Annotated in this window: 8 protein-coding genes and 1 tRNA gene; 8 read left to right on the forward strand and 1 reads right to left on the reverse strand. The window is 38.6% G+C overall.

Annotation, left to right across the window (positions count from 1 at the left end):
• Nucleotides 1-39 precede the first annotated feature (39 nt).
• On the forward strand, nucleotides 40-1,401 hold the full coding sequence (locus AC805_RS03280) for an 8-oxoguanine deaminase (RefSeq protein ID WP_055074089.1): 1,362 nt from the start codon (nucleotides 40-42) through the stop codon (nucleotides 1,399-1,401).
• Nucleotides 1,402-1,419: 18 nt separating this feature from the next.
• On the opposite strand, the gene AC805_RS03285 is transcribed toward AC805_RS03280, so the two are convergent.
• Nucleotides 1,420-2,691 carry a hypothetical protein gene (locus tag AC805_RS03285; protein WP_156341295.1) on the reverse strand — a complete coding sequence of 424 codons (1,272 nt, stop codon included), beginning with the start codon at nucleotides 2,689-2,691 and terminating at the stop codon, nucleotides 1,420-1,422.
• Between the two features lie 541 nt (nucleotides 2,692-3,232).
• Between AC805_RS03285 and AC805_RS03290 the strand changes: the two genes are divergently transcribed.
• The 7 genes from AC805_RS03290 (at nucleotide 3,233) to AC805_RS03320 (ending at nucleotide 9,014) form a co-directional block, all read left to right on the forward strand.
• Nucleotides 3,233-3,305 (forward strand) — tRNA-Val (locus AC805_RS03290).
• A 552-nt stretch (nucleotides 3,306-3,857) separates the two neighbouring features.
• On the forward strand, nucleotides 3,858-5,420 hold the full coding sequence (locus AC805_RS03295; protein ID WP_055074091.1) for a class I SAM-dependent DNA methyltransferase: 1,563 nt from the start codon (nucleotides 3,858-3,860) through the stop codon (nucleotides 5,418-5,420).
• The gene (locus AC805_RS03300) at nucleotides 5,420-5,671 is read left to right on the forward strand and encodes a hypothetical protein (RefSeq protein WP_055074092.1); all 252 of its coding nucleotides are present in this window, start codon (nucleotides 5,420-5,422) and stop codon (nucleotides 5,669-5,671) included. Before AC805_RS03295 ends, AC805_RS03300 begins: the two co-directional genes overlap by 1 nt.
• A 19-nt stretch (nucleotides 5,672-5,690) precedes the next feature.
• Complete coding sequence (locus tag AC805_RS03305; protein WP_055074093.1) at nucleotides 5,691-6,653, forward strand: restriction endonuclease subunit S; 963 nt, start codon at nucleotides 5,691-5,693, stop codon at nucleotides 6,651-6,653.
• A 5-nt stretch (nucleotides 6,654-6,658) separates the two neighbouring features.
• The gene (locus tag AC805_RS03310) at nucleotides 6,659-6,979 is read left to right on the forward strand and encodes a nucleotidyltransferase domain-containing protein (protein ID WP_055074094.1); all 321 of its coding nucleotides are present in this window, start codon (nucleotides 6,659-6,661) and stop codon (nucleotides 6,977-6,979) included.
• Nucleotides 6,976-7,350 (forward strand): HEPN domain-containing protein, encoded by a 375-nt coding sequence (locus AC805_RS03315; RefSeq protein WP_055074095.1) that lies wholly within the window; start codon nucleotides 6,976-6,978, stop codon nucleotides 7,348-7,350. The genes AC805_RS03310 and AC805_RS03315 overlap by 4 nt, the downstream gene beginning before the upstream one ends.
• Before the next feature lie 2 nt (nucleotides 7,351-7,352).
• A complete protein-coding gene (locus tag AC805_RS03320; RefSeq protein WP_082429387.1) occupies nucleotides 7,353-9,014 on the forward strand; it encodes a type I restriction endonuclease subunit R in 1,662 nt (553 codons plus the stop codon).
• Nucleotides 9,015-9,110 lie beyond the last annotated feature (96 nt).

Genomic DNA, 9,110 nt, shown 5'->3' on the forward strand with positions numbered 1-9,110 from the left:
ACTGCCTACTAGCTACTTACCAAAACTAAAAATATAACTATGGCAACCCTTCTAGTCAAAAATATTCATACCCTAGTGACAATGGATCGCGATCGCCGCGAACTGCATAACGCTGCCATATTTGTTAGGGATAATGCGATCGAGGAGGTAGGATTAACGGTCGAATTGCCACAAACTGCCGATGAAGTCTTGGACTTACAGGGCAAACATATCGTTTTGCCAGGGTTGGTGAATACCCACCATCATTTTTATCAAGTTCTTACCAAAGTTTTGCCCGCTGCCCAAAATTGTGAATTATTCAATTGGCTGCGAAACCTTTACAAGTTTTGGTCAAATCTAACTTCCGAAAGTATTTATACTGGGGCGCAGATGGCAGCTGCTGAACTAATTTTATCGGGTTGTACTACGGCTAGCGATCATCTTTATATCTATCCCAACGACTGCAAATTGGATGATGAAATTGCGGCGATTAAAGCGATCGGGATGAGATTTCATGCGAGTCGCGGCAGCATGAGTGTTGGTGAGAGCCAAGGCGGACTTCCTCCCGACCACTTAATCGAAAAAGAAGTTGATATTCTCAAGGATTCCCAAAGGCTCATCGAGCAATACCATGACTCCTCGCGCTATTCCATGCTAAGGATGACCTTAGCACCCTGCTCGCCTTTTACCGTATCCACGGATTTAATGCGAGAGTCTGCTAAGATGGCGCGTTCCTATACCAGTGTTAGACTGCATACCCATCTTGCGGAAACCCAATCTGATGTGGATTACAGTTTAGCTAAATTTGGCAAAATTCCTGGAGACTATGCGGAGTCTGTCGGTTGGTTGGGCGATGATGTGTGGCATGCTCACTGTGTCAAATTGAGTGATGATTCGATTTTGAAATTTGGAAAAACGGGAACGGGAGTTGCCCATTGCCCTTGTAGCAATATGCGTCTCGCCAGTGGCATTGCCCCGATTCGGAAAATGCTTGATCGCGGAGTTCCCGTCGGTCTGGGGGTTGATGGCTCAGCATCCAGTGACACGGGTAATCTTTTGCAAGAAGCAAGAACGGCATTTCTATTGGCGCGGGTGAAGGACTGCGATCCTACCGCGATGAGTGCGCGGGAGATTTTAGAAGTTGCTACCCTTGGTGGTGCGAGGGTGCTGGGACGGGAAGATATTGGCGCGATCGCCCCAAATATGGCAGCAGATTTTATTGCTATTGATATCGAGCGATCGCAATTTGCTGGCGCACATCACGATCTTGTCGCAGCGTTGATATTTTGTCCCGTCCCATCGGTAGACTACAGCTTTATCAATGGTCGCAAGGTGGTGGATCGCGGTCAATTAATTACCCTCGATCTCCCGATGTTAATCGAACGCACCAATAAAATCGCCCATAAGCTTGTCAATGAATAAACATCCTATAAATTTGGATTAAGTAAGCTTTATATCAATTACATTATTTGTATTACTTTGACTCCAAGCTCGAATTCTTTGCGTAATATCTCTTTGATCTCTGTCAAATATATTTTTAAGAAGCTTAGCCTTGTAAACTTTTTCAAGTTTTCTGTTAATATCATTGCGCACATTACTGTCTTGGCTTAATTGCTCGTCTGACATATAGCCAAATATGCAATATATATAATTGAACTCATAATATGCTAGCCATGGTCGTTTTTCCATGTCCGAAATACGAATCTCTTTATCACGCTCTTTAATTGCCTTATCTAGAAATGCTTTAGCTTCTTTATAATTATCTGGATTCGGATTGGCTTTATCCTTAATTGCAAAGCCTAATTCAGCTAAAACACGATGAAAGTTGCCTTTAAATACAGGCGAATCTGTTTCTGCTTTAATAAGTGCTTTAAAAACAGGGATTGTTTTAGCCATTCTTAGTTTATTGTTTTCCCAATTTTGCGAGCGAATATCCTGTATTTGCCTAAAAACTTCGAGCCTTACTCGCTCTGATGCCTTATCACAGAATAAGGCTTTTAAATTATGCACAATTTCTTCTTCTTGCTTCGGCTCGACTTGAGGAGCAGATGGCTCAATTTGTTCATAAATTTCTTGCATTACCTCAAAATCTTTTTTCAATTCATCGCGAACTTTATCAACTTCAACAACAACATTTTGTTGAATCATGTCTGATAGATCTTTGTCTCGGCGCGATAATTCTGTTCTAATAGAAAATCGCGACCAAAGATAACCTCCAGCAAAACCGCTAATAACATAAATAATAAAAATCAATACTCCAAACAGTCCAAGACTACTGCCACTAATTATCGAATCGATACGATTTGATAAATTTGTTAGAACTTCTGAAATTGAGGATATTTGTGCTAATCCTGCTCCTAAAAGAATCTTAGTCAGCCAGTCTGAAATTTGCTCTAAGCTGTCATTATCTCCATATTTTGCACTAGGTTGATTTACTGATTCATTGGATTCATTAGATTGAGTTTTTATAGATTCAGATCTGGGAATACCAAAAAGGAATCCAAGTAAACCGCCTGCTGTTAAAGAAGCTCCAGCAATACCCATATTAATCGAAAAGACTTCAACCCCTTTACTAAGTGAAGGGGTTTGGTCTAAGAAGCAAAAAGCTATGGAATAAAAGATAATTGTGACTATGCCTATAGGTATTATCCAAAGAATCAATTCCCAAGATTTTCTTGAACCACTGTTTTTTTGCATATTAGTTTTTTGCATATTAGTTTTTTGCATATTAGTAAATACATGTAAATATATATTTTAAGTTTGGCAATTAAATCTAAGCTGCTTAGGAAATTATCAACGAACCTTTTAATGTACTTATTTATTACTGTACTTATTTATTACTGTACTTATTTTAAGATCTTATTGAGTTGGTACTCCCTTCCCAGTGAAAATTTAGACGTTGCAGCGCAAAGCGCCGCAACGCTAATTCTTGGTTTTTAATGTCTAATTTTATAGCGGGAAGGGAGTATGTCCAGTCTAGTTTAGAAAACTTTGCCGTTTCTCTAGTGTAATGTTTCCTTCCCAATCAAGAAATAGCACTTTTGCTTTGCATGGCAATGTAAGCTTTACCTAGGACGTAAATCCAAAAAATTAGTTCTTATCTTGCGAGGGGGGTGTCCTAGATCGTTCTTGCATTGCTGAAATCCTTACTGTCCGAAGGTTTGCCCTTTTTTTTGATTTTTTTTAAAAATACTAGTAAAAAGTTAACGCTATCTGCTATATTAAATGAGGTCGAAAAAACGACTGTAAAGAAGGGCGCTTAGCTCAGTTGGTAGAGCGTCTCGTTTACACCGAGAATGTCGGGGGTTCGAGTCCCTCAGCGCCCATACGTTTCAGCTTCTAGATAATTTTTCCGTACCAATTCCGTACCAATAAGTTAAAAATCAAAATTCAATCTTGCTTACCTGTAACAAGTAAAAAGATATAGGTAGAGCCGTTAACAACGGCTTTTTTATTTTGAGCATCTAATTATACTCTAGGCAAAAAATTTTGTAAAGTGGCTTGCAGTAAGGCTTAGTCGCGCTTCAAAACCCACTTAATGTTGGTCTACATCTTCAACTCGCACAGATAGCTAATATAAAATTTGCCCTCAAATATTGCTTTCTATTGCCACTACTTACATACGATGCAAATCCATAGAGATTTATCTATGTTTTTTGTATTTCTACAAGAAATAAACTGATGATTATTTTCGCCTTGAATTGCAAGGAAATTTTTTCAGGAAAACCCAAACCTCTTTTTTCTGACTCAATACCATACCCCCCTTATATATAGTGTTTGAAGCTTTTTTATGGTCTTAACCTAGCGCAAATATGAGATAATACCGAGACTCTTCAATAAAGAGTAAATAAGTAAGCATATTTTTTTGATTGTCCGCTATGGCTGCTAATACAACTGACTTAGAAAAACGTTTATGGGAAGCCGCAGATGAACTCAGAGCAAACTCAAAACTAAAATCATCAGAATATTCCGTACCAGTCTTAGGACTTATTTTTCTAAGGTATGCTGACTGGAAATTTTCTAAGGCAGAAGAAGAGCTAAAAAGTAAAGGTAGCAGTAGAAGGGCAATTACTAAGACTGACTATCAAGCTAAAGGGGTAATGTATTTACCTGATACAGCAAGGTTTTCTAGGCTGCTCGACTTGCCAGAAGGGGAAAACACTGGTAAAGCCATTAATGAGGCGATGAGAGCGATTGAGCTTGATAATCCTGCTCTAAATAATGTCTTACCGAAAACATACAACCAGTTAGAAAATAACTTGTTAGTTGAGCTTCTGAAGAAATTTAACAAGCTTGATATGGGGGCTGACCTAGAGGGTGATGCTTTTGGCAAAATCTATGAATATTTCTTAGGTAAGTTTGCCATGAGTGAGGGGCAGAAAGGAGGAGAGTTCTTTACGCCTATCTCAGTAGTAAAACTAATTGTAGAAATCATCGAGCCTTTTCACGGTCGGATTTTTGACCCTGCCTGTGGTTCTGGCGGTATGTTTGTGCAAAGTGCTTTTTTTGTCGAAAGACATAGGAAGAAACCTAATGCTGAAATCAGTATCTACGGTCAAGAGAAGGTAGATGAGACTGTAAGGCTTTGTCACATGAACTTAGCGGTACATGGTCTATCTGGCGATATCAAGGAGGGTAACAGCTATTACGATGATATCCATGAGAGCCTAGGTAAGTTTGACTTTGTGATGGCTAATCCGCCTTTTAATGTGGATAAAGTCGATAAAGATAGAATCGAGAGTGACAAAAGGCTTAAAGCGTTTGGAATGCCAAAAGCTGATAATGCTAACTATCTATGGATTCATTATTTTTATAGTGCTTTGAGTCCTAAAGGTAGGGCTGGGTTTGTTATGGCAAATTCAGCTAGTGATGCGAGAGGGTCTGAGCTAGAGATTCGCAAAAAGTTGATTCAGGCTGGTGCTGTCGATGTGATGGTTGCTGTTGGGTCGAATTTTTTCTATACGGTTACTTTGCCTTGCACTTTGTGGTTTTTGGATAAGGGGAAAAGTGGGAGTGTCAGAAAGAATAAGGTTTTGTTTATTGATGCTAGGCATATTTATACACAAGTTGACCGCGCACATCGAGAGTTTGCACCTGAGCAAATCGAGTTTTTAGCGAATATTGTTAGGTTATATCGAAGTGAAGCAGTTGAAGTAACTAATGGTAGTCAGGCTTTGCTAGATGAGAAATTTCCAGATAATGTTTATGTTGACATTGCTGGTTTGTGTAAGATTGCGACTATTGATGAGATTGAATCTCAGGGATGGAGTTTGAATGCTGGTAGATATGTGGGAGTGACAGAAAGAGAAGTAGATAATTTTATCTTCTCTGAAAGATTGGAGGAGTTGAATGAAGAGCTAGAGGTCTTGAATAGTGAGGCTAGAGAGTTAGAGGTAAATATTGCTGAAAATATTGCTTTACTTTTGGAAGGGAGCATTTAATGACATTACAAAAATCATGGAAAGAAATAGAACTTGGCTCTTTAGGTGAGTTTAAGAATGGAGTTAATTTTAAACGAGCAGATAAGGGTCAAGGGATAAGATTAATCAATGTAAAGGATTTGTTTACTGATATCCCTTTCATTAATTTTGATTCATTAGACAAAGTAAACCTATCAATGCAAAAAGGGATTGAGAAATTTTATGTACATAAAGGCGATATTTTTTTTCTCAAGGTCTTCAGTCAAGCGTGAAGGTGTTGGCGTTGTAAGTATGGCAAAAGGGACTAATAAAGAAGTAGTTCATTGCGGATTTGTTATCCGATTTCGTCTTACCCAAAAAGATGCTAGTCCTGTTTTTCTTTCATATCTTTTGCGCTCAGAATACTATCGTAAAGTTATTATTGGAATCTCAAGCGGTTCAGCAATTATAAATGTCTCACAAGACAGCCTAGCATCTTTAAAAATCAACCTACCCCCTCTACTCACCCAGAAAAAAATCGCCTCTATCCTATCAGCCTATGATGACCTCATCGAAAACAACACTAGACGCATAAAGATTTTAGAAGAAATGGCGCAGATGCTCTATCGTGAGTGGTTTGTTAATTTCCGCTTTCCTAATCATGAAAATGTGAAGATGGTTGAGTCTGAGTTGGGGTTAATCCCTGAAGGGTGGGAGGTTAAAAAGTTAGGAGATTTAGTTTCATTTGAGACAGGGAAATTAAATTCAAATGCAGCTATAGAAAACGGGATTTATCCCTTCTTTACTTGTTCTAAAGAACCTTTAAGGACAGATACTTATTCCTTTGATACAGAATGTATCTTGCTTGCAGGAAACAATGCCAATGGTAATTTTCATATCAACTATTTTAATGGAAAATTTGATGTTTACCAAAGAACGTATATTATCCGCACGCTTGATAAAAATAGAGCCTCAAATTACTATTTTTATTTTGCTATTAAGGAACAGCTTCAGCATCTTAAGAGTATATCGATTGGTGCTGCAACTAAGTTTCTTACTATGGGCATTTTAAACAACATTGCTATAACTTTATCTAGTCAAGATTTACAACGGAAATTTTCAGGTTGTATTGACAGTCTGTTTAGTCAAATTCAAGTTTTACAGTCAAAAAATGCTAATCTCAGAAAAACCCGTGATTTACTTTTACCTAAACTTATCTCAGGCGAAATTGACGTAGAAAAACTTGATATTGAAACCATAGAAATAGCAGCCTAAACGCCATGACAAAGCAACTATCTCCAATATTGCAAAAACTACAACTCTACATGAAAGAACTTTACGCAGATAGATTGCATAGCCTAGTTCTATTTGGTTCGCAAGCCAGAGGCGAAGCTAACCAAGACTCTGATATTGATATTTTGGTTGTACTCAAAGATGAAGTTGACTCATGGACAGAAATCAAGCGTACAGGTGGGTTTATAGCGCACCTGAGCCTAGAAAACAATATTTTGATTAATAATGTGTTTGTATCCGCTCAACAGTTCTCAGAGCAAAATACAGCCCTTATGCGTAATGTTAAGCGAGAGGGGATACCAATATGACAACCGAGCAACAACAGCTACTTACAAAAGCAGCAAACAGCATTAAAGCCGCTCAAATACTAACTGATGAGGGTTTGCATGACTCTGGGGTATCTCGCGCCTACTACGCCATGTTCTACATAGCAGAAGCATTTCTAATAGAAGACGGCTTATCTTTTTCCAAACATTCCGCAGTAATCAGCAAATTTGGCGAACACTTCGCTAAGACAAATCGCGTTCCTTCAGAGTTTCATCGCTATCTTATCGAGTCAGAACAATCAAGACTTAGAGGCGATTATGATGCAAGCTATACCACAACTGAAACAGAAGCCATAGAACAAATTGAAAGAGCAAATCTATTTTTAACCTTTGCAAACCAGTATTTTAACTAGCCATGACTAAAGCACCTCATCCAGACTCAGAAGAAGCCCTAGAAGAAGCTGCAAGGCTTGTGTTTGAGCAATTAGGATGGACTACCTCAAACTGCTTTAATGAGGCTGTAGGGGCTAATAATAGCACTCTAGGCAGAAAGAGCAAAGATGAGGTTGTTTTAGTCTCTAAGTTGCTGCCATCACTTCAGCGATTAAATCCTAGCTTACCTGATGAGGCTTTACAACTTGCCATAGAAGAAATAACGAACAGTCGTAACTCTCTAAGTCTTGTTAATGCCAACCAAGAAATTTATCAACTATTGAAATCTGGGGTAAAGGTTCGTTATCGAGATGATAACAACGCTGAAACAGTCGAAACAGTCAAAATTATTGACTGGAATAACGCATCAAATAACGATTTCTTCCTAGCTTCTCAATTTTGGATTACAGGTGAAACTTACACTAGAAGGGCTGACTTAATCGGTTTTGTTAATGGTATTCCGTTAGTATTTATCGAACTCAAAGCACACCATCAAAAGCTAGTCAATGCCTATAGAAACAACCTTAGAGACTATAAAGAGTCGATACCACAGCTTTTCTGGTACAACGCCTTAATTATTCTGTCCAATGGCAGCAAGAGCAAAATCAGTAGCCTTACGGCTGAGTATTCCCATTTTAGCGAATGGAAAAAGATAAATAGTGAAGGTGAAGAAGGGGTTATCTCGCTAGACACTATGATTAGAGGCACTTGCGACCCTGACAAACTACTCGACTATATAGAAAATTTCGCCATTTTCAACAATTCAGGTGGTACAACCTCTAAAATCATTGCTAAAAACCATCAACTACTAGGGGTCAATAATGCGATTGAAGCCGTAAGCCAAATTAGCCACAATCAAGGCAAGCTAGGTATCTTTTGGCATACTCAAGGCTCAGGAAAGAGCTACTCAATGGTTTTCTTTGCTCAGAAAATCCTACGCAAGCTATTAGGGAACTGGACGTTTATTATTATCACTGACAGAGATGATTTAGACTCGCAAATTTACAAAAACTTTGCTTACTCAGGAGCAGTGACCGAGCCTGAAACCGATGTCAGAGCAGATAGTGCAGAACATCTAAAACAACTACTACAAGAAGACCATCGCTACATCTTTACTTTAATCCAGAAATTTAGGGTAGAAAAAGGAACTACTTACCCTAAACTGTCAGACCGCTCTAACATCATTGTAATGGCTGATGAGGCTCATAGAAGTCAATATGATACGTTTGCCCTTAATATGCGTAATGCCCTCCCTAACGCTGCATTTATTGGCTTTACAGGTACACCTTTAATTTCTGGTGAAGAGAAAACAAAAGAAGTATTTGGCGATTACGTCAGTATCTACAACTTTAAGCAATCAGTAGAAGATGGTGCAACCGTTCCTTTGTTCTATGAAAATCGAATTCCAGAATTGCAGTTAACCAATGAAGACATTAACGGCGATATGGAGCAGATAGTCGAAGCGGCGATGCTCGATGAAGAGGCAGAAAAGAAATTAGAGCGTCAATGTGCGAGACAGTATCAGCTAATTGTGAGAGATGACCGTCTCGAAAAAATAGCATCTGACTTAGTAACTCACCTTACGCAGAAGTCTAAAAAGGTTTCAGGGATTGCCATTCCAAGTAAGATTGCTGCAAAGCCTTAATATACAATTTGGATTTGAGAGCAAAATGATTGAGCTTAGAATTGAGTTTAAGAACCTCCAATTTCACATATCCCCACAAAGATGCAAAGAAGTGAT

This window comes from Pseudanabaena sp. 'Roaring Creek' (assembly GCF_001402795.1).
Taxonomy (GTDB): Bacteria; Cyanobacteriota; Cyanobacteriia; order Pseudanabaenales; family Pseudanabaenaceae; genus Pseudanabaena.

Excerpts from the sequence above, each read along its gene's own strand:
- AC805_RS03280 (WP_055074089.1), top strand. The coding sequence starts at position 40 with ATGGCAACCCTTCTAGTCAAAAATATTCATACCCTAGTGACAATGGAT.
- AC805_RS03285 (WP_156341295.1), bottom strand. The coding sequence starts at position 2,691 with ATGCAAAAAACTAATATGCAAAAAAACAGTGGTTCAAGAAAATCTTGG.
- AC805_RS03295 (WP_055074091.1), top strand. The coding sequence starts at position 3,858 with ATGGCTGCTAATACAACTGACTTAGAAAAACGTTTATGGGAAGCCGCA.
- AC805_RS03300 (WP_055074092.1), top strand. The coding sequence starts at position 5,420 with ATGACATTACAAAAATCATGGAAAGAAATAGAACTTGGCTCTTTAGGT.
- AC805_RS03305 (WP_055074093.1), top strand. The coding sequence starts at position 5,691 with ATGGCAAAAGGGACTAATAAAGAAGTAGTTCATTGCGGATTTGTTATC.
- AC805_RS03310 (WP_055074094.1), top strand. The coding sequence starts at position 6,659 with ATGACAAAGCAACTATCTCCAATATTGCAAAAACTACAACTCTACATG.
- AC805_RS03315 (WP_055074095.1), top strand. The coding sequence starts at position 6,976 with ATGACAACCGAGCAACAACAGCTACTTACAAAAGCAGCAAACAGCATT.
- AC805_RS03320 (WP_082429387.1), top strand. The coding sequence starts at position 7,353 with ATGACTAAAGCACCTCATCCAGACTCAGAAGAAGCCCTAGAAGAAGCT.